This is a genomic window from Streptomyces sp. TRM68367, assembly GCF_014495685.1.
GTDB lineage: Bacteria > Actinomycetota > Actinomycetes > Streptomycetales > Streptomycetaceae > Streptomyces.
Window position 1 is genome coordinate 17,039 of sequence record NZ_JACTVI010000019.1, and the last position, 19,485, is coordinate 36,523.

Sequence of the window (19,485 nt, forward strand, 5' to 3'; positions counted from 1 at the left end):
AAGTGCGACCTGGTCACCAATTGGCGTCGAAGTCGGACCGCTTGCGGTTGCGTGACGGACCGTCAGCCACCGGGCTCACCGCCTGCGTACTCCCGGCGACACCGTGAGCCGCCCCACCGCCCAGAACGCCGCGAGCGTGACCAGCGCCATCACGGCGACCAGCGTGGCGCCGCCCACCACCTTCTCGTAGTTGCGCTGGTAGAGGCCGTCCACGATGTACCGGCCGAGGCCGCCGAGGCTGACGTACGCGGCGATGGTGGCCGTCGACACGATCTGGATCGCCGCCGAGCGCAGGCCGCTCAGGATCAGCGGCAGGGCGACGGGCAGTTCGACCTGGAAGAGGATGCGCGACTCGCGCATGCCCATGCCGCGGGCGGCGTCCACCGGCGAGGGGTCGACGGAGCGCACCGCCTCGTACGTGGTCACCAGGATCGGCGGGATCGCGAGCACCACGAGCGGGATCATCACCGGCAGCAGGCCCAGGTCGAACAGCACGAACATCAGCACCAGCAGGCCGAAGCTGGGCAGCGCGCGGGCCGCCGTGGCGATGAACGCGAGCGCGTTGCCGCCGCGCCCGGTGTGCCCGGTCAGCAGGCCGACCGGCAGCCCGATGGCGGCGGCGACGGCGAGGGCCAGCAGCGAGTACTGGACGTGCTCGAACAGGCGCTGCGGGATCCCGTCGTAGCCCCGCCAGTGCGCGCTGTCGCTGAAGAACGCGTTGATGAAGTGCAGTAAGTTCACCGGGCCGTGTCCTCCAGGGCGAGAGCGGCCGCGTCGGGCTGCTCGGCCTTCGGCGCGCGGCGGGTGCGGCGCGGCACCCACGGGGTCAGCAGGACGCGGACGAGGACCAGCAGCGCGTCGCACAGGATCGCCAGGACCGCCGTGGTGATCACGGAGTTCCAGGCCAGTACGGGCCGATGGTAGATCAGCGCGTCCGTGAGCAGGTTGCCGAGGGCGCCCTGGTTGCCGATCAGCGCGCCGACGCTGACAAGGGAAATGCTCGACACGGTCGCCACCCTGAGCCCGGCGATGATGGCGGGCACCGCGATCGGCAGCTGCACCTGGACGTAGCGCCGTACGGGCCCGAGGCCCATGGCGGTGGCCGCGGCCAGCGTCTCCGGCGGCACCGAGCGGACCCCGTCGACGATCGCCGGGACCAGCACCACCAGGCTGTATACGGCCAGCGGGATCATCACGGTCAGCTCGGTCTGGCCGGTGTAGTCGATCAGGACGACGAAGAACGCCAGCGACGGGATGGCGTACAGCACGGTCGTCACCCCGAGCACGGGCGGGTACAGCCAGCGGAACCGTACGCACAGCTGGGCCAGCGGCAGTGCGAGCACCAGCCCCGCGAGGACGGGCAGCAGGGCCTCCCTCAGGTGGAGCCCGATCAGCCCGAAGTAGGTGTTCTGGAGGTCGCTGGGGATGTCGAAGAAGCCGTTCATGTCGCGACCTTCTGGTCTTCTTCCTCGTGCCCCCGGGCGTGGGCGGCGCGGATCGCCTCGCCGATGGTCTGCTGCGAGACGACGCCGGTGACCGTGCCGGACGCGTCCACGGCGACGGCCCAGCCGGTGGGCGAGAGCACGGCGCCGTCGAGGGCGTCGCGCAGCGAGTCGGTGCCGGGGACGAAGGGCCGCCCGTACGACAGCAGCCCGTCCGGGTCGCTGTCCCCGGCGGTCAGGTCCTGCGGCTCGGCCCAGCCGAGCGGCCTGCCGTCCGCGTCGGTCACCAGCAGGTACGGAGCGTCGGGCGCGGCGATCTGCTCCGCGGTGGCGTCGGCCGCCATCACCGGGGCCATGGTCAGCTCCAGCTCGGTGGACGGGAAGAAGGACAGCCGCCGGATGCCGCGGTCCGCGCCGAGGAAGTCCTCGACGAAGGAGTCCGCGGGGCCGGACAGCAGCTCGGCGGGCGGTGCGTACTGGGCGAGGTGACCGCCCTCGCGCATCACGGCGACCATCGTGCCCAGCTTGATCGCCTCGTCGATGTCGTGCGTGACGAAGACGATGGTCTTGCCCAATTCGGCCTGGATCCGCAGCAGTTCGTCCTGCAGGCCTTTGCGTACCACCGGGTCGACGGCCGAGAACGGCTCGTCCATGAGCAGCACCGGCGGGTCCGCGGCCAGCGCCCGGGCCACGCCGACGCGCTGCTGCTGGCCGCCGGACAGCTGGTAGGGGTACCGCTTGGCGAGGGCGGCGTCGAGCCCCACGCGCTCCATCAGCTCCGCCGCCCGGGCGCGGGCGCGCTGCTTGCCCCAGCCGAGCATGCGGGGCACGGTGGCGATGTTGTCGACGATCGTGCGGTGCTGGAAGAGGCCGGCGTTCTGGATGACGTACCCCATGGACCGGCGCAGGGTGTTGACGGGCTGCTGCTGGATGTCCACGCCGTCGAGCAGGATGGCACCCTCGCTCGGCTCGACCATTCTGTTGATCATGCGCAGGGTGGTGGTCTTGCCGCAGCCGGAGGGGCCGACGAGCACGGTGATCGAGTGGTCGGGTATCTCCAGGGACAGCCGGTCGACCGCCACCGTGCCGTCCGGGTACCGCTTGGTGACTGAATCCATCCGTATCAAGACGCCGAGCACCCTTCGGGTTGGCGGAAGCTTCTGGCCAGGGGTCGTACGGGCTGTTGCCGGTCGAGTCTAGTGCCCCGACAGGCAACGTTTGCCGTCAAGAAGCGGCGTCCAGCCCGTGCGGAGGTCTGTCGCCAGTAGGGCGAGCAGTGCGCGTAGGAGGGGGGCCGTGATCTCCCGGCCCCGGTGGGAGACCGACGCCAGCAGGGTCAACTCCCTGAGGCGAATGCTGTCGGCGGGTTCGGGAGGAGGCCGCTGGGAAAAGGAACAGCTCCGCTGTCACCTCGCCCGGCGGCCCGCCTCACGCTGGAGGGACCGGATCAAGGGGCCGTCGCATCGCAGTTCGACGTAGCCGACGACCCCCGCGATCATGAATGTTTGTGACGACGTACCAGACAGGTCACAACTTATGGCGGCCCCCGTCCCGGTGGGGGACCGGGACGGGCAATGCCCCCAACCGCGAGCCTGACTCTCGCGGTTGGGGGCATTGCCCACCCATCACCCGACTCGGGTCGGCCAAGAAACTGGACTCGAGAAGACCCGGAAAGACCCGTGACTCCCTCGGCCCTGCCTACCGGCCCGCAGCAGCCTCCCGCGCCCGGTCCACCGCCAGCGGAATCGTGACCGTGAACTCCGTCGCCCCCGGCCCGCTGCTCAGCTCGATCTCGCCGCTGTGGGCCCGGATCAGTGACCGTGCGACCGCCAGGCCCAGCCCGCTGCCGCCCCGGTCGCGGCTGCGGGCCTTGTCGACGCGGTAGAAGCGGTCGAAGACCCGCTCGCGGTCGCCGGGCGGGATGCCGGGGCCCGCGTCCGCGACCTGCACCCGGGCCGTGCCGTGCGCGACGGACACCGCCACGGAGACCTTCGTGCCGGCCGGGGTGTGCACGGCCGCGTTGGTGAGCAGGTTGTCCAGGACCTGACGGATGCGCTGCGGGTCCAGGCAAAGCTTCAGGAACCCGGGGCCGGGCGCCACCGTCAGCGGGTGGTCCGGGTGGCTGACCCGGAAGGCGTCCGCCGCCTGCTCGACCAGCTCCACCAGGTCCGCCTCGCTCGCCCGCAGCGGCGCCTCCACCTCGGCCGCGTCCAGGCGGGCGAGCAGCAGCAGGTCGTCCAGGAGCACCCCCATCCGGGCGGCCTCGGCGCGCAGCCGCGCCAGGTGCTTGTCCCGCTCCTCGGGCGCGTTGGCGGCGGCGTACTGGAAGAGGTCCGCGTAGCCCCGTACGGACATCAGCGGCGTGCGCAGTTCGTGCGAGGCATCCGCGACGAACCGGCGCAGCCGCTGTTCCGCCTCCGCGCGCACGGCGAGCGAGTCGTCGATGTGCTCCAGCATGGTGTTGAAGGCCGTACGGAGTTCCTCGACCTCCTGCCCGCCGTCCCGGCCGTCGGCGCGCAGCGGCAGCCGGGACGCCGACTCGGTCAGGTCGTGCGAGGCGATGCCGTTCGCCGTGTACGCCATGTCGCTCAGCGGCTGCAGCCCGCGCCGCAGCATCCTGCGGCCGAAGAACACCAGCGCCGCCAGCGCCAGCACGAACGTGACGGCCTGGATCGTGATCAGCCGCCTGACGGTCTCCTCGATGTCGTCCATGGGCGCGGCGCTCACCAGCACCACCCCCGGTTCGACTTCGCAGGCGCGCAGCCGGTAAGTGCCCGCGCCCTTGAGGTGATCGGTGTGCAGCAGCTCGTCGGGCGACGTGATCTGCGCCCGGGCCAGGGCGGTGAAGTCGTCCACGTCCTTCGGCAGGTCGCCGGGGTCCTCGGGCCTGCGCAGCTCGGCGTCGCCGCCCCTGACGTCGTACACGGCGTAGTACCAGCGGTAGTACTTCTTCCCCTGGAGCGTGCCGTGGTCCGCGATGCTCTTGGACTGGGCGAGCTGGGCGAGCTTCAGCTGATCGTCGAGCTGGTTCGACAGGTAGTCCCGCATGTATGTCGTCAGGGCCGTGCCGACCACCGCGAACACCACCAGCGCCAGCACCCCGAGCCCGAGCGCCAGCCGGGTGCCCAGCCGCATCCGCCGGTACGACGACTTCAGGTGCCGGATCACTCTCCGGCCTGCCGGATCACGTACCCGAACCCGCGCACGGTGTGGATCAGCGGCACCCTGCCGTCATCGGACTCGTCCAGCTTGCGGCGCAGCCGGCTGATGACCAGCTCGACGACGTTGGAGCGGCCCCCGAAGCCGTACTCCCACACGTGGTCCAGGATCTGCGCCTTGGTCAGAACGGTCGGCGACTTGCGCATCAGATAGCGCAGCACCTCGTACTCGGTCGGGGTGAGCGACAGCAGCTTCTCGCCGCGCCGCACCTCGCGGGTGTCCTCGTCCATCGTCAGGTCCGCCACCCGCAGCACCGAGCGCTGGAACCCTGGCCCCGCGCTGCGCCGCAGCACGGTCCGCAGCCGGGCCATCAGCTCCTCCACCGCGAACGGCTTGACCAGGTAGTCGTCGCCGCCCCGGGTCAGCCCCGCCACCCGGTCGGCGACACCGTCCCGGGCGGTGAGGAACACCACCGGCACCATCGTCCCGGACCGCCGCAGCCGGTCCAGCACGCCGAAGCCGTCGATGTCCGGCAGCATCAGGTCGAGCACGACGATGTCCGGGGGGAACTCGGCGGCGCGGCGCAGCGCCTCGTCACCGGAGTACGCCGTGACCGCCTCCCAGCCCTCGTAGCGGGCGACCGTCGCGATGAGGTCGGCGATGGGCGGGTCGTCGTCCACGACGAGAAGTCGTACTTTTTCCACGCCCTCATAGTGCTGCACCGGCCGCGCGGCGCATGGCCGCCCGCCCCCCTGGTCGTAGATCGATAAAAACCTGAAAGATGGGCGACAGGTCTTCGACAGCTCCCTGCGGACAAGCTCGGTGTCCCAGGCGTGACGGCCGTCGTCCCCGAGAGCGACAACGTCGTCTCCGTCTACGTCACCGGCCGCGAAGCGAGCCATACCCGTCCTCGTCCTGAGCGTCGCGGGCCTGATCCCGGTCTTCCGCTACGAGCCCTCGCTGGGCGGCACGCCGTCGGCGGAAGCAGCCGTGCAGCCCGCCCCGACGACCCCGTCCGTCTCCTCCTCCGGCTCCTCCAAGGTGGTGGCGGGCCCCACCGTCGACACCGAGAAGGGCCCCGTGCGGGTGGAGGTCACCTTCGACGGCGACACGATCGCGTCCGTCCGGATGCTCCAGCAGCCGAACCACCCCCAGACGACGGCCGCCGTCCCGAAGCTCATCGAGGAGACCCTCCAGGCGCAGAGCGCCGACATCGACACGGTCTCCGGCGCCACCATCACCAGCGACGGCTACAAGGAGTCCCTCCAGGCCGCCATCGACGCGAAGGGCACCTGACATGCGCCGGGTCGAGCACGTGATGGGCTTCCCGGTGTCCGTCCGCATCGACGACACCGGGGACTACGCCCAAGCCGTGGACGCCCTGTTCGCCTGGCTGCACGAGGTCGACGCCCGCTTCAGCCCCTTCAGACCGGACAGCGAGGTGTCCGCCTGGACCGGGGTGAGATCACCGGCATCAGCGAGGACTTGCGCGAGATCCTGGCCGTCTACGACCACTACCGCGCCTCGACCGGCGGCGCCTTCGACGTACGACTGCCCGGCCGGTGCCTGGACCCCTGTGCGGTCGTGAAGGGCTGGTTCATCCAGAAGGCGGCCGACCTGCTGACGGCGGCCGGCGCCACCCGCTTCTGCCTCAACGCCGGCGGCGACGTCGTGACCGCCGGCGGCCCCTGGCGCGCGGGCATCCGCCACCCCGAACACGCCGACCGCCTCTGCACGGTCCTGGAACTCACCGACACCGCGGTCGCCACCTCCGCGAGCTACGAACGCGGCGCCCACATCCTCGACGCCCGCACCGGCCGCCCGCCGACCGGACTGCTGAGCATGACGATCGTGGCCCCTTTGCTGACGGACGCGGACACCATCGCCACGGCGGCGTTCGCACTGGGCGCGGAGGGCGTCGAGTGGGCGGCGGCGCAGAGGGGTGCGAGGTGTACGCGGTGCTGGAGGACCGACGGTTGTTCCGGACGGCGGGGTTGCCGGTGGGTCTTACGGACCAGTGACATGACCGGCGCCGTACAACCGGAACCCCGGCCGACCGCCCTAGCGTGGACACATGCGCGTACTGGTCACCGGCGGTGCCGGCTTCATCGGGTCCCATGTCGTCGAGGCGCTCACCGCGCACGGTCACGAACCCGTGGTCTATGACGTCCGCACCGACCCGGGCGCGGACGTACGCAACCCGGACGCCGTGCACCGCGCCCTGGACGGCGTGCACGCCGTGTGCCACCAGGCGGCGATGGTCGGCCTGGGCACCGGCTTCGGCGATGCGGCGGAGTACGTCTCCCACAACGACCTGGGCACGGCCGTACTGCTGGCCGCGATGACCGACGCGGGCGTACGGCACCTGGTGCTGGCCGGGTCGATGGTGGTGTACGGCGAGGGCCGGTACACCTGCGCCCGGCACGGAACCGTCCGGCCGGGACCGCGCGCCGTGGCCGACCTGAACGCCGGCCGCTTCGAGCCGACGTGCCCGGACTGCAGGGCGGAACTGGCGCCCGGCCTGGTCGGCGAGGACGCGCCGGCGGATCCGCGCAACGTGTACGCGACGACCAAGCTGGCCCAGGAGCACCTGGCCGCGTCCTGGGCGAGGTCGACGGGCGGCTCTGCGGTGTCGCTGCGCTACCACAACGTCTACGGCCCCCGCATGCCCCGCGACACCCCGTACGCCGGCGTCGCCTCCTTCTTCCGCTCCGCGCTCGCCCGCGGCGAGGCCCCGCGCGTGTTCGAGGACGGCCGCCAGCGGCGGGACTTCGTGCACGTCAGGGACGTGGCCGCGGCCAATGTGGCGGCGCTGGAGGCGGACGCGGCGCGGGGTGGGCTGACCGCGTACAACACCGGCAGCGGCGACCCCCGCACGGTCGGCGAGATGGCCCGCGTCCTCGCCTTCGCGTACGGCGGCCCGGACCCGGTCGTCACCGCCGAGTACCGCCTCGGCGACGTCCGCCACATCACCGCCGACTCGTCCCGTCTGCGGACCGAGCTGAGCTGGAAGCCGGAGGTCGGCTTCGAGGAGGGGATGCGGGAGTTCGCGGGGGCCGGGTTGCGGGAGGAGTGAGCGGGCCGCGTCGGCTCCGGGGCGGCGCCGCGCCCTCGTGACAGCCGCGTGGTCCCTGTCGTACCCGGCCCCGTGCGCTGCGTGGCACCAGGTTCAGATGTCGGCCAGCGGCAGGATCACCTCGAAGCGGCAGCCGCCCGTGACGTTGCGGACGGTGGCGTGCCCGCGGTGGGCCTCGACGATGCCACGGACGATGGCGAGGCCGAGGCCGGCGCCCGCGGGCGGGGTGCGGGCGTGGGTACCGCGCCAGCCGGTGTCGAAGACGCGGGGCAGGTCCTCATCGGGGATGCCGCCGCAGCTGTCGGTCACGGAGAGGACCACGCCCTCGGGCCTGCGCTCGGCGGCCACCGCGACCGTGCCGTCGGCCGGGGTACGGCGGATCGCGTTCACCAGGAGGTTGCCGAGGACCCGGCTCATCTCCTTGCCGTCCACCTCGACCGGCACCGGTTCGACGTGGTCGCCGACGAGCCGTACGCCGTTCTCGCTGGCCAGCGGATAGGCGCCCGCGAGGGCGTCGCCGATCAGGTCGTACAGGGACATCCGGGACAGCGACAGGGTGAGGGTGCCCGCGTGGATGCGGGACAGCTCGAAGAGGTCGCCGACCATGCCGTTGAGGCGTTCCACCTCGGTGCGGATCTGCCGGAGGTAGCGGCCGGGGTCGGCGGCCATGCCGTCCTCCAGCGCCTCGGCCATGGCGCGCAGTCCGGCCAGCGGGGTGCGCAGGTCGTGCGAGATCCAGGCGACGAGTTCGCGCCGGGAGGACTCCAGGGCGCGTTCGCGGTCGCGGGACTCGGCGAGCTTGCTGCTGGTCATCTCCAACTCGCGGCTGAGCGCGGAGAGTTCGGCGGTGGACGGCCCGGCGGGGGCGGAGTAGGCACCGCCGTCGCCGAAGGAGCGGGCGGCGAGGGCGAGGGCACGGCTGCGGGCCACGACCCAGCGGCCCAGCAGGAGTGCGGTGGCCAGGGAGACGACCGCGGCCATGGCGACGACCGTCGTCACCACCGTCAGGTCGTGCGCGGACAGGAACATCGCCTGGGCGACCGCCAGCGTGCCCGCGAGCATCGCGGTGACGGCGACGGCGGCGACCACGGTGAGCGAGGCGACGAGGGACCGGCGCCGGATCAGCAGCAGCACGAGCGCGCCGAGCAGGCCAGCCCCGGTGGCGCCGAGCAAGGCGAACAGGGCGATGAGCAGGGTGTCGCGCACGGCCGTCACTCCTCTCCGGCGCCGGCGGGTTCGAAGCGGTAGCCGACGCCCCACACGGTCTGGATGAGCCGGGGCCGCGCCGGGTCGTCCTCGACCTTGCCGCGCAGCCGGCGGACGTGGACGGTGACGGTCGACAGGTCACCGAAGTCCCAGCCCCACACCTCGCGCATCAGCTCCTCCCGGCTGTAGGCGCGGCCGGGGTTGCGCAGCAGGAAGGCAAGGAGGTCGAACTCGCGGATGGTGAGGGCGAGTTCGGAGCCGCTCTTGGTGGCGCGACGGGCCGCCGGGTCGACCGCGAGACCGGCGGCGTGCAGGAGGCCGGCCGGGGCGCGGGCGGGGCGGGCGCGGCGCAGCACGGACTCGACGCGCAGGACGAGTTCGCGGGGGCTGAAGGGTTTGGTGACGTAGTCGTCGGCGCCGACCTCCAGGCCGAGGATGCGGTCGTCCTCGTCGCCGCGGGCGGTCAGCATGATGACCGGCACGGGTCCGTGCCCGCGCATCCGGCGGCACACCTCCAGGCCGTCCATGCCGGGCAGCATCAGGTCCAGGACGACCAGGTCCGGCCAGTGGGCGGCGGCCCGGGCAAGGGCGTCGGGGCCGTCGCCGGCCCGGTCCACGACGTATCCGGCCCGGTCGAGGTATCCGGTGACGATCTCCGCGACGGTCGGGTCGTCGTCGACGACGAGGACCCGGGTGCCGGCCTGTGCGTGCGGCTGCTGCTCCATGCCGCCAGCCTCGCATCACGCGCGCGCGTACGCCCCCGTCGGCGGCTGATGTCCTTGTTTCGTAAGGAGCGGGAGTCCGTTTTGCCCTTTTCGTGTTCGTAGGGTGAAAGCTGTGACGACCTCTTCCGCAAGCCATGGTGAACCGGACGCGGCGTCCGTGGACGTCGTACTCCCCTGTCTCGACGAGGCCGAGGCGCTGCCCTGGGTGCTGGAGCGCATCCCGCCCGGCTGGCGCGCGCTCGTCGTGGACAACGGCTCCACGGACGGCTCGGCCCGCATCGCCCGCGACCTCGGCGCGACCGTCGTGCACGAGGAGCGGCGCGGTTTCGGCGCCGCCTGCCACGCGGGGCTGACCGCCGCCACGGCCGACATCGTGTGCTTCTGCGACTGCGACGCCTCCCTGGACCCCGGCGAACTGGTGCCGTTCGTCCGGGAGGTCCAAGGCGGCCGGGCCGACCTGGTACTGGGCCGGCGCCGCCCGCAGGGCCGGGGCGCGTGGCCGCCGCACGCCCGGGCGGGCAACCTGGCGCTGGCCCGCATGCTGCGCCGCCGTACGGGCCTTCGCCTGCACGACCTCGGCCCCCTGCGCGCTGCCCGCCGTGCCGGCCTGCTCTCCCTCGACCTGACCGACCGCCGCAGCGGCTACCCGCTCCAGATGGTGGTCCGCGCCGCCGACGCCGGCTGGCGCGTCACCGAACACGACGTCCCGTACCGCCCCCGCACCGGCGCCTCCAAGGTCACCGGCACGTGGCGCGGCACGTGGCATGCGGTACGGGACATGAGCCGGGTGCTGGCCGAGACGAGACCGGATCCCGGCCACGGCGCCGCGGCACCGCCGACCGGGCCGGGCGCGGCTGGGAAGCCGCCGACGGGGCCCGGCAGGGGCGCGAAAAAAACACCGGCCTCGTCCGGCGCAGGCGCGAAATCACCGACCGCCTCCCGCACGGCCCCGAAGCCACCGGACCCGTCCGCGAAGTCCGCTGACGCCCCGTTCGACGCCCCGCTCGACGCCCCCGCCCGGAAGGAAGCACGCCGGTGACGACACCCGGGACCACTCTCCTCGTGATCGCCAAGGAGCCCCGCCCTGGCCGGGTGAAGACCCGGCTGACGCCGCCGTTCACACCGCAGGAAGCGGCCCAGCTGGCGCAGGCCGCGCTCGTGGACACCCTGGACGTGGTGGCGCGGACACCCGGGCGGCGCCGGGTGCTGGTGCTGGACGGCGAGCCCGGGCCCTGGCTGCCGCGCGGCTTCGAGGTCGTACCGCAGTGCGCGGGCGGGCTCGACGAACGGCTGGCGGCGGCCTTCGCGGGCTGCGACGGGCCGGCTCTGCTCATCGGCATGGACACCCCGCAGGTGACGCCGGAGCTGCTCACCGTGGACTTCGCGGACTGCGACGCGTACTTCGGCCCGGCCGAGGACGGCGGCTTCTGGGCGCTGGGCCTGGCCGAGCCCGACCCCGGCCTGCTGCGCGGGGTCCCGATGTCCACGGCGCACACCGGTGCCGCCCAGCGGGCTCGGCTCGCGCATCTGCGGGTACGGGAGCTGCCGCGGCTGCGGGACGTGGACACGGGGTACGACGCCGGCCTGGTCGCCGGCGCGGCGCCCGGCGGGCGGTTCGCCGCACGGCTGGCGTCCCTGACGGCGGCGACCCGATGAGCGGCGGCGTACGGGAGGCGACGGCACGGATCGTGCGCCGGCGGACCACCGACTCCCTGCCCACCGACCTCGACAGCCCGCGCCCGACGACCGGCTCCCTCTCCACAGACGTCGACACCCCGCGCCCGGCCACCGGCACCGACACCCAGCCCCTGGACTCCACCGTCAACCCCGGCCCCCGACCACCGAGCAGCCCTGCCGACCTCGGTACCCACGCCCGGCCCCGAGGCGGCACCGTCGCCCCCGGCGTCCGGTCACCGCACCCCACGGACACCGGCCCCGAGGCGCACGCCTGGTCCGCCGACCCCTACTCCGACGCCCTGCGCACCGGGCAGGGTCCACTGTTCCTGCGGCGCTCCGACGGGTGGCTGCTGCCGTTGGACGTGGAGCGCTGGTGTGCGGGCGCCGACGCGGCGGACCTGGAGGTGCTGCGGCGGTGCGAGGGCGCGGTGCTGGACGTCGGCTGCGGGCCGGGGCGGCTCGTGGCGGCGCTCGCCGCGCAGGGGCGCCGTGTCCTCGGCATCGACGTGAGCGCGGCGGCCGTCGCGCGCACCGAGCGGTACGGCGGGCAGGCCCTGCGCCGCTCCGTCTTCGAGCGGCTGCCCGGCGAGGGCCGCTGGGACACCGCCCTGCTCATGGACGGCAACGTCGGCATCGGCGGCGACCCGCGCGCCCTGCTCGACCGGATGACCCAACTCCTCACCTCCGGAGGGCTGTTGATCGCCGAGACGGTGCCCCACGTGGATGTCGACGAGCGGGTGCTGGTGCATGTCACCGACGCGCGCGGCGCGGCCGGCCACCCCTTCCCGTGGGCGCGGCTCGGCACACCGGCCCTGCTGGGGCACGCGGACCGCGCGGGCTGGCGCGGCGAGGGTCAGTGGTCGGCGGGCGGGCGCTCCTTCGTCGCCCTGCGCAGCCTCCCCCACTCTCGAATTCGCTCGAGCGGGGGGACCCGCAGTACGAACAGCACCGCCGAGCCCCCGAACAGCGCGGCCGTCAGCAGCAGCCAGCGGGCCAGGAAGCCGTCCGCGGACAGGCCGGCGGACCCGGCGTAGCGGTCCGCGACGCGCCCGCTGATCAGCGGGAACCAGACCAGCAGGAGCAGCCCGGACAGGGCGGCGGGCGCCCTGACGTACGCCGCCCACGCGCGGCGGCGGCCCGCGACCCGCACGAGGGCCCGGTCCGCCGCCGCGTACAGCGGCAGCAGCACCAGGTCGTGCAGGAGCGCGGCGCCGACGAACCACAGCGTCACCCCGAACCAGTCCCCGTCCAGCAGCCGCACCCCGGCATAGCCGACGAGGGCGAACGAGCAGGCGAGCAGAAGCAGTTGCGGCGGGCTGCCCATCGCGCTCCGGACGCGCCGCCCGATCGGGGGACGCTTCACAGCCGGGGTACGCTTCACGGCCGGGGTGCTCATGGCAGGTCTCCGAAGGTCAGCCCGGCCACCCACTTGGTGCACAGCACACCGGGCGCGGCCGGCACGATGATCCGTGCCGGGTGGCCGTGGTCGGGGGTCAGTTCCTCGCCGTTGACGAACAGGGCGAGCAGCGAGCGCGGGTCGGCGACCTGGTTGTCCCGCAGGGCGGCCCGCCGGAAGGCGCCGCGGCGTTGCAGCGACTCCACGAACACGTCGGCCGGCTCGTCGTACCCGACGAGCGCCGCGAGATCGCGCAACCGTACACCCCGCCACCACTGGTCGGAGGTCGACCAGCCCTCCACGCACGCGATGGGCAACGCCGCGCTGTGCAGCGGCAGTTCGAGCAGGTCGGCGCGGCTGAGCCGGACGGTTCCGGTGCGTCCGGCGACGGTCAGCCGCCAGGCCTCGTCGCCGGTCTCGGCCGGGCGGATGCCGACGTACGCGGCCGTCTTGTTGATCTGGAAGCCGCCCGGCCCCGAGCCGGGTTCGGGCCCGCCGTGCGGGGTGAGGACGGCGGTCTGCCGCAGCGGTCCGTCGAAGCTGCGCCCGGCCGAGGTGGCGAACAGCAGCAGCGAGCCGCCGCCCACCAGACCGAGGGCCCCGCGCCGCGAGACGGTCGGCTCGGCGGGGCGCGGCGACACCAGCTCGTCCCTCTCCTCGGTGGCACCGACGCCGTCCTCCTCCCGGCCCTTCTCCGCCCGCATCGCCCGCAGGTTCCGCAGCGCCACCGGCATCTTCAGCGCCACGTGCGCCACGAAAGCGGCGAAGAACACCCACGCCCCGTAGAAGTGCAGGGGGTAGAACGAGCCGGGGAAGATGTAGTCCAGCTGGACGTTGAGCACCCCGGTCACGAACTCGAACAGCGCGCCCCCGACCAGGAGCAGCAGCGAGATCCGCTCCAGGGCGTGGGCGAGGGAGCGGGCCGGGGGCAGGGTGAACAGCTTCGGGATCACCGACCACAGCTTGGCGAGCAGGACCGGGACGAGCGTGATGCCGAGGGTGACGTGGACGCCCTGGTTGAGCCGGTACAGCCATTGCGGGTTCGTCGGCCAGGCGAAGAGGTAGAAGCCGAGGATCCCCTTGTCCGGGGTCTTGTCGTTCACCGGCGACAGGTCCGGGTTGTAGGCCGCGTACGAGACGAGCCCGGTGACGAACAGCACCGTGATCCCGCCGAGCAGGACGACGCCGAGCACCGACGTGAACCGGGGTCCGCGCAGAGGGCTGCGCCAGAAGGCGGGTGAGAAGGGAGTCCGTGCCATGCCTCGACGGTAGGCGCGCGGCTGCCCGAAGAGGCTCCGCCAACCATGACGAAACGCTGACATTCACGCACGTCGGGGGCCCGCGGCGGCCTCCCGCGGCCTAGCGTGCGAGCGTGAACCCAGTCCTTCCCCGCGCCGTGTGCCGCGACCGCCCCGATCCCGACTCCGTCCGTTCCCCTTCCTCCGCCTCCCCGTGCCGCCGTGACCGGTGCCGCGACCTGTACGCGGCCGCCTGCGCCGCCCTGCTCGTGGTGGCCGCCATCGTCGTCGGCCAGGTGATCGAACGCCGTGACGGCACGCTCCGCGTCGACTGGCCGCCGCTGCTGGCCAGCTGGGAGCCACACGTCGGCCCCGGTACCCCGGCCGCGCTCGCCGTGGCGGTCGCGGTGGTGGCGTACGGCCCCGCCCTCGCCGCCCGCCTGCCCTGGCGACCACTGCTGGTCACGGCCTGGGCGACGGGCATGGCCTGGACGTTCTCACTCGCCCTCATCGACGGCTGGCACCGCGGCATCGCCGAGCAGTTGACCACCACGCACGAGTATCTGCGGGCCATCGGCCGCTTCCACGACATCCCGGCCGCCCTGCGCGGTTTCACCGGGCACATCCTGCTCGAATCCCCGGACAACTGGGGGGCGCACGTCGCCGGGCACCCCCCGGCGGCCACCGTCACGTTCGTGCTGCTGGACCGGATCGGGCTGGGCGGCGGGGGCTGGGCCGGCGTCTTCTGCATCACCGTCGGCACGACCGCGGCGGTCGCGGCCCTGGTCGCCGTACGGACCCTGGCCGACGAGGCGCTCGCCCGCCGCGCCGCGCCCTTCCTGGTGCTGGCCCCGGCCGCGGTGTGGGTGGGCACGTCGGCCGACGGGTACTTCTCGGCGGTCGCGGCCTGGGCGGTGGCGTTCCTCGCCCTCGCCGTGACGGGACACCGGCCGGCGTGGACGGGCCTCGCGTCAGGGCTGCTGTTCGGGCTGACCTTCTACCTGTCGTACGGCCTGACCCTGATCGCCGTGATCGGCGCCGCCGTCGTCCTGCTGGGCGGCCACCGCACCCGGCCGCTGCCCTTCCTGCTGGCCGGGGTCGCCGTCGTCCCGGCGGTGTTCACGGCGCTCGGCTTCGACTGGTGGGAGGCGTACCGGCTGCTGGTCACCCGCTACCACCAGGGCGCGGGCGGCGTCCGGCCGTACCAGTACTGGGTGTGGGCGAACCTGGCGTGCACAGTCCTGATCGCGGGCCCGGCGACGGTGGCGGGGCTGCGCAGGTGCGGCGCGAGCCTCCCAAGGCCCCGGGTCGCGGGCTTCCCGAGGCTCAAGGGCACCGGCCTTTCCAGCCCCACGGCCCCCGCGCCCCGCCTCGTCCTGCTCGTGGCCTGCGCGCTGCTCGCCCTCCTGATCGCCGACCTGTCCGGGATGAGCAAGGCGGAGACGGAGCGGATCTGGCTACCGTTCGTGGTGTGGCTGCTGCCGGCCTGCGCCTTCCTGACCGGCCCGCGGGCCTGGCTGGCCGGTCAGGCCGGGCTCGCCCTGCTGATCAACCACCTCCTGGTGACCGGCTGGTGAACCGCCACAAGCCCGCTGAGAGCGCAGCACCTTCACGTCCCGCGGCCCGAGCGGGACCGCCTCCTCGTACGCCTCGCCCGACAGCGCGTCCCGCAGCGGCTCGGGCACCGGCACGGTGACCGGCCCCCACGACCAGTTGTGCAGGAAGCGGACCCGGTGGCCGTCCCGGTTGACGGCCGAGGTCGCGGTGACGCCGGGGTGGGCGGGGCGCCAGGTGTCCGCCGGGGCGGCCCAGGTCAGCAGGGCGCGGGCCTCCGGCGGGACTCGGCTACGCAGTCAACGACGGCACGCGCACGAGCTTAACCGCCATGACCACGTAGTCACGCAAGTGACGGGACGTCGGGACCGCGTCTACGCTCTGGACGGCATCGAGAAAGTTGCGAACGCGTACGGACCTCAGGGCAGGGGCTGTTCCGCCCAGATGACTTTGCCGTAGGGGGTGTAACGGGTGCCCCAGCGTTCGGTGAGCTGGGCGACCAGGAACAGTCCGCGGCCGCCCTCGTCCTCGGTGCGGGCGCGGCGCAGCCGGGGCGAGGTGCTGCTGCCGTCGGAGACCTCGCAGATCAGGGCGCGGTCGCGGAGCAGGCGGAGCTGGACCGGGCCGTGGGCGTGGCGGATGGCGTTGGTGACCAGTTCGCTGGCGACGAGTTCGGTGGTGAAGGCCAGTTCGTCCATGCCCCAGGCGGCGAGCTGTTCGGTGACGGCCGCGCGGGAGCGGGAGACGACCGCCGGGTCGCTGGGCAGCTCCCACTGGGCGACGTGCTCGGAGCCCAGCGCGTGCGTACGGGCGACCAGCAGGGCCACGTCGTCGCACGGGCGGGCCGGCAGCAACGCGTCCAGAACCGCCTCGCAGGTCTCCTCCGGCGCCCGGTCGGGGCAGGCCAGCACGGAGCGCAGCACGTCAAGGCCGGTGTCGATGTCCCGCATCCGGTCCTCGATCAGCCCGTCGGTGTACAGCACGAGTTGGCTGCCCTCGGCCAGCTCCAGCTCGGCGGTCTCGTAGGGCATGCCGCCGAGGCCGAGTGGCGGCCCGGAGGGCAGGTCGATGAACTCCACGGTGCCGTTGGGCGCGACGACCGCGGGGCTGGGGTGCCCGGCGCGGGTGAGGGTGCAGCGCCGGGACACCGGATCGTAGACGGCGTAGAGGCACGTGGCTCCGACGATGCCGGAGTCGGGGCTGTTCTCCGCCGCCCAGCCCTCGCCCCGGTCGAGGCGGCCGACCAGGTCGTCGAGGTGGGTCAGGAGGTCGTCGGGGGGCAGGTCCAGGGAGCAGAAGTTGTGTACGGCGGTGCGCAGCCGGCCCATGGTGGCGGCGGCGTGCAGCCCGTGGCCGACGACGTCGCCGACGACCAGCGCCACCCGGGCACCGGACAGCGGGATCACGTCGAACCAGTCACCGCCGACCCCGCCGGACGCCGGCAGGTAGCGGTAGGCGACCTCGACGGCGGACTGCTCGGGGCGGCCCCTGGGCAGCAGGCTGCGCTGGAGGGCGAGGGCGGTGTTGTGCTCGCGCGTGTAGCGGCGGGCGTTGTCGATGCAGATCGCGGCGCGGCCGACCAGCTCCTGGGCCAGGGACAGGTCGTCGTCCTCGAACGGCGTGGGCTTCTCGGAGCGGTAGAAGCTGACCACGCCGAGGGTGGTGCCGCGCGCCCGCAGCGGCACGGTGATCAGGGAGTGGATGCCGACCGCGAGTGCGCGTTCCAGCCGGGGCGGGTCCTGCGCGAGCCAGCCGCCGGCCTCGGCGAGTACGGGTTCGAGCACCGACCGCCGTGTCTCCAGGCAGCGTGCCTGCGGCGTGGACGGCACGTACTGGAGCAGGTCGCCGACGCCGTACAGCTGCGACTCCTCGTGCACGGCGCCCAGGGCGACCCGGCGCATCGGGGTGTCCACGCCGAGCGGTCCCGGCTCCTCGCCCCGCAGCACCGTGTCGGGCAGGTCGACGGCGGCGAAGTCCGCGAACCGGGGGACGGTGACCTCGGCCAGCTCCTCGGCTGTTCGCGTCACGTCGAGGCTGGTGCCGATGCGGACGCCGGCGTCGTGCAGCAGTTCCAGGCGCCGGCGCGCGAGGACGGCGAGCCGCCCGACTCCGGGCTCACCGACGAGCAACAGCCCCTCGCCTGCGGCTTCGCCGTCACCGTCGGCACCGGGGGCCGCGGGCTCCGGCAGCTCGGAGACGGACGCGTCCGGCCCGAACGGCCAGGAAGGCTCGGACGGCTCCGAGGACACCGGCCGCTGCGACGGATCCGAGGGCGCCGCGGGCTCCGCGGCAGGGGGCTCCGGCTGCTGCTCCGACGGCCGGGGTTCCGTGGACTCCGGCGTCTTCGGTCCGTTCTCCGGGGATGCCGGTACGACGGTGCGCAGGGCGGCGGGGGGTGCGTCGGCGGACGAGCCCGGCGCGGTCGTCACGGACGGCGATGCGGTGGCGGGCGGCGCCGGCGGGGGCGCGGGCGGGACGGTGGCAGGCGGCGCGTCGACGACAGCCGTGGCCATCGGCGCGGTGGCGGTCGGGGGGGTCGGCTGTGTGGGGGCAGTTCCGTTCGGTGCCGTTCCCTCCAGTGCCGTTCCCTCCGGTGCCGTTCCCTCCGGTGCGGTCCCGTCCTGCACGGTCCTGTCCGGCACGGTCCCATCCGCGGAACCCGGCGAAGACCCCAGCACCGAACCACCCACGGACCCCGGCAGGGGCCCGCCCACGGAACCACCCGGCTCCGCCCTCGACGTGACCCCACCAGGCACCCGCCTCGCCGCGCCCCCGGCCGAACCGGCCGACGAAAGACCCGACGCCTCCGGCACCGCCGCTCCCGCTCCCGGCCCCGCAGACCGCATGTGCCGCAGCCGCGGGCCGCCCATGATCCGCGCCTCGACCGCCACGCCGAGTTCGCCGTCCGGGCCGATGACCGGGCGGCGCAGCAGCGTGGCGACCCGGCCGCCGGGGAGCGCGACCTCGTCGAGGGTGCGGTGCGGTGAGGCCAGGAGTTCCTCGGCCTTCTCGCGCAGCACGGCCAGGTCGATCCGGCCGAGGCCGCTGCCCTCGCCGACCGCCGGATGCGCGGGCTGGCGCGGCCAGCCGCCCATGCCCGCGCCGCCGGCCCGCCGGTACGCGGACAGCAGCGCCCGCTCCCGCTGCGTGGACTGCTCCAGCAGCCGCGCCTCGATGCTCTGCGCGGCCTCGCGCACCAGCCGCACCATGGCCGGGTCGCCGTCGCCGCGCAGGCAGGTCAGGTCGAGGATGGCCTCGATGCGCCCGCTGAGCGGATCGCGGACCGGCGCTCCGGCGCAGGCGAAGGGCTGCAGGCAGTCGGCGAAGTGCTCGCGCCCGGCGACGTAGACGGGGCCGCGCTCGGCGAGCGCCGTGCCGACGCCGTTGGTGCCCACGGCGCGTTCGGAGGCGTCGAAGCCGGGCGCGAAGTTCACGTCGTCGAGGCTGACGCGCAGGGACCGGCCGCCGCCGAGCCGCTGGACCATACGGCCCTGCGCATCGCACAGCGCGATGGTCATGCCGACGCCGGTGAGGGAGACGGACAGCTGCTTCAGCACGGGGTCGGCCGCGCGCAGGAACCGGTCGTCCAGGGCGAGATCCGGGGTGTAGCGGACCAGCAGCTGGTGCGGCTCCACACCCACCAGCCTGCACCGCTTCCAGGAGTCCAGCACCGGACCCCGTACGTCGGCGTCGACGCGCGCCCCGGCCAGAAAACGTTCGTGGGCAGCGACGAGCCCGCCGATGTCGTCCCAGGCGACGGACAACGGGATCACTTCCCTCACCTGGAGGCGGGCCCGGTAGCGCGCCGCCACTCGGCTCGCCCTCCGGCGGACCCTCCAAGTGATCCCCACAGTAGCCCTCATGTGATGCGAATCACAATATCGGACCTCGGAGGTCCTTCCCGAAGGCGACGGCCGCCACCGCACCGGCGCTGCCCGGGTGTGGCCGGCACCCAAGAACCTGCACACGGGCCCCGCCCGGTTCACGGCCCCGGACCGGGTCGTGGAAGCCG

General features: G+C 73.6%; 15 protein-coding genes and 3 pseudogenes. 7 read left to right on the forward strand and 11 right to left on the reverse strand.

Going from position 1 to position 19,485, the window contains the following annotated elements; genetic code table 11:
- Window positions 1-75: 75 nt before the first annotated feature.
- The 5 genes from H8R17_RS15340 to H8R17_RS15360 form a co-directional block, all read right to left on the reverse strand.
- Complete coding sequence (locus H8R17_RS15340) at window positions 76-741, reverse strand: ABC transporter permease (protein ID WP_187823746.1); 666 nt, start codon at window positions 739-741, stop codon at window positions 76-78.
- The gene (locus tag H8R17_RS15345; RefSeq protein WP_187823747.1) at window positions 738-1,445 is read right to left on the reverse strand and encodes an ABC transporter permease; all 708 of its coding nucleotides are present in this window, start codon (window positions 1,443-1,445) and stop codon (window positions 738-740) included. Before H8R17_RS15345 ends, H8R17_RS15340 begins: the two co-directional genes overlap by 4 nt.
- Window positions 1,442-2,569: an ABC transporter ATP-binding protein gene (locus tag H8R17_RS15350; RefSeq protein WP_187823748.1), complete on the reverse strand. Its 1,128-nt coding sequence runs from the start codon at window positions 2,567-2,569 to the stop codon at window positions 1,442-1,444. Before H8R17_RS15350 ends, H8R17_RS15345 begins: the two co-directional genes overlap by 4 nt.
- Before the next feature lie 571 nt (window positions 2,570-3,140).
- Window positions 3,141-4,577 (reverse strand): HAMP domain-containing sensor histidine kinase, encoded by a 1,437-nt coding sequence (locus H8R17_RS15355; protein WP_223125077.1) that lies wholly within the window; start codon window positions 4,575-4,577, stop codon window positions 3,141-3,143.
- Window positions 4,578-4,606: 29 nt separating this feature from the next.
- A complete protein-coding gene (locus tag H8R17_RS15360; RefSeq protein WP_316959407.1) occupies window positions 4,607-5,305 on the reverse strand; it encodes a response regulator transcription factor in 699 nt (232 codons plus the stop codon).
- 196 nt (window positions 5,306-5,501) lie between these two features.
- Between H8R17_RS15360 and H8R17_RS15365 the strand changes: the two genes are divergently transcribed.
- The 3 genes and pseudogenes from H8R17_RS15365 (at window position 5,502) to H8R17_RS15375 (ending at window position 7,677) form a co-directional block, all read left to right on the forward strand.
- On the forward strand, window positions 5,502-5,897 hold the full coding sequence (locus H8R17_RS15365; RefSeq protein WP_187823809.1) for an FMN-binding protein: 396 nt from the start codon (window positions 5,502-5,504) through the stop codon (window positions 5,895-5,897).
- Between the two features lies 1 nt (window position 5,898).
- Window positions 5,899-6,622: pseudogene (locus H8R17_RS15370) on the forward strand (FAD:protein FMN transferase).
- A gap of 53 nt (window positions 6,623-6,675) precedes the next feature.
- Complete coding sequence (locus H8R17_RS15375) at window positions 6,676-7,677, forward strand: NAD(P)-dependent oxidoreductase (protein WP_187823751.1); 1,002 nt, start codon at window positions 6,676-6,678, stop codon at window positions 7,675-7,677.
- 93 nt (window positions 7,678-7,770) lie between these two features.
- Here H8R17_RS15375 and H8R17_RS15380 read toward each other — a convergent pair whose 3' ends face one another.
- Together H8R17_RS15380 and H8R17_RS15385 are read right to left on the reverse strand one after the other, a co-directional pair.
- Window positions 7,771-8,883, reverse strand: coding sequence for a sensor histidine kinase KdpD (locus tag H8R17_RS15380; protein WP_187823752.1), 1,113 nt, complete (start codon window positions 8,881-8,883; stop codon window positions 7,771-7,773).
- 5 nt (window positions 8,884-8,888) lie between these two features.
- The gene (locus H8R17_RS15385; RefSeq protein WP_187823753.1) at window positions 8,889-9,608 is read right to left on the reverse strand and encodes a response regulator transcription factor; all 720 of its coding nucleotides are present in this window, start codon (window positions 9,606-9,608) and stop codon (window positions 8,889-8,891) included.
- A gap of 103 nt (window positions 9,609-9,711) precedes the next feature.
- Between H8R17_RS15385 and H8R17_RS15390 the strand changes: the two are divergent.
- The 3 genes and pseudogenes from H8R17_RS15390 to H8R17_RS49215 all read left to right on the forward strand — a co-directional run.
- Window positions 9,712-10,434 (forward strand): annotated as a pseudogene (locus tag H8R17_RS15390) (glycosyltransferase family 2 protein); the annotation flags it as partial.
- Window positions 10,435-10,643: 209 nt separating this feature from the next.
- On the forward strand, window positions 10,644-11,264 hold the full coding sequence (locus tag H8R17_RS15395) for a DUF2064 domain-containing protein (RefSeq protein ID WP_187823754.1): 621 nt from the start codon (window positions 10,644-10,646) through the stop codon (window positions 11,262-11,264).
- Window positions 11,261-11,992, forward strand: a pseudogene (locus H8R17_RS49215) (methyltransferase domain-containing protein); the annotation flags it as partial. The gene H8R17_RS15395 and the pseudogene H8R17_RS49215, both read left to right, overlap by 4 nt.
- Before the next feature lie 146 nt (window positions 11,993-12,138).
- Here H8R17_RS49215 and H8R17_RS15405 read toward each other — a convergent pair.
- Window positions 12,139-12,681, reverse strand: coding sequence for a hypothetical protein (locus H8R17_RS15405; protein ID WP_399476757.1), 543 nt, complete (start codon window positions 12,679-12,681; stop codon window positions 12,139-12,141).
- Window positions 12,678-13,940, reverse strand: a complete 1,263-nt coding sequence (locus tag H8R17_RS15410) for a molybdopterin-dependent oxidoreductase (protein WP_187823755.1) — start codon at window positions 13,938-13,940, stop codon at window positions 12,678-12,680. The genes H8R17_RS15405 and H8R17_RS15410 overlap by 4 nt, the downstream gene beginning before the upstream one ends.
- A gap of 113 nt (window positions 13,941-14,053) precedes the next feature.
- Here H8R17_RS15410 and H8R17_RS15415 point away from each other — a divergent pair, with 113 nt between their 5' ends.
- The gene (locus H8R17_RS15415) at window positions 14,054-15,496 is read left to right on the forward strand and encodes a hypothetical protein (RefSeq protein WP_399476759.1); all 1,443 of its coding nucleotides are present in this window, start codon (window positions 14,054-14,056) and stop codon (window positions 15,494-15,496) included.
- Here the strand turns inward: H8R17_RS15415 and H8R17_RS15420 are convergent.
- Entirely contained in the window at window positions 15,377-15,772 is a 396-nt protein-coding gene (locus tag H8R17_RS15420; protein ID WP_187823812.1) for a Beta-galactosidase C-terminal domain, read from the reverse strand. The two genes, H8R17_RS15415 and H8R17_RS15420, sit on opposite strands and share 120 nt — an antisense overlap.
- A gap of 120 nt (window positions 15,773-15,892) precedes the next feature.
- A complete protein-coding gene (locus H8R17_RS46720; RefSeq protein ID WP_316959408.1) occupies window positions 15,893-19,246 on the reverse strand; it encodes a SpoIIE family protein phosphatase in 3,354 nt (1,117 codons plus the stop codon).
- Between the last annotated feature and the right edge of the window lie 239 nt (window positions 19,247-19,485).